This is a genomic window from Pseudoalteromonas sp. SR45-4 (assembly GCF_014163535.1).
In the GTDB taxonomy this organism is placed as follows: Bacteria; Pseudomonadota; Gammaproteobacteria; order Enterobacterales; family Alteromonadaceae; genus Pseudoalteromonas; species Pseudoalteromonas nigrifaciens.
Map to the genome: position 1 here is coordinate 1 of NZ_JACJDO010000117.1, position 431 is coordinate 431.

Below are 431 nucleotides of genomic sequence, written 5' to 3' on the forward strand. Positions count from 1 at the left end.
AGCGGGGCATTAGCTCAGTTGGTAGAGCAGTTGACTTTTAATCAATTGGTCGATGGTTCAAATCCATCATGCCCCACCATTCTATGAGCAGTGAAAGTAAAGTATTAGTCGGCGGATTTACGCAAGTAACTAAACAGCAAAGTTTGCTAGTTAGTTATCAGAGCGGGGCATTAGCTCAGTTGGTAGAGCAGTTGACTTTTAATCAATTGGTCGATGGTTCAAATCCATCATGCCCCACCATTCTTTATATTTAAGAATGGCTGGAATCGGCGGATTTACGTAAGCTTAATTAAATTAAGTGCATAGAGCGGGGCATTAGCTCAGTTGGTAGAGCAGTTGACTTTTAATCAATTGGTCGATGGTTCAAATCCATCATGCCCCACCATTCTATGAGCAGTGAAAGTAAAGTATTAGTCGGCGGATTTACGCAA

The 431-nt window shown here is 41.8% G+C and carries 3 tRNA genes; all 3 read left to right on the forward strand.

Annotated elements, in window-relative coordinates:
- Positions 1 to 3 precede the first annotated feature (3 nt).
- Positions 4 to 79: transfer RNA gene (locus H5058_RS18225), tRNA-Lys, on the forward strand.
- Between the two features lie 85 nt (positions 80 to 164).
- Positions 165 to 240 (forward strand) — tRNA-Lys (locus H5058_RS18230).
- Between the two features lie 69 nt (positions 241 to 309).
- A tRNA-Lys gene (locus tag H5058_RS18235) sits at positions 310 to 385 on the forward strand.
- Positions 386 to 431 lie beyond the last annotated feature (46 nt).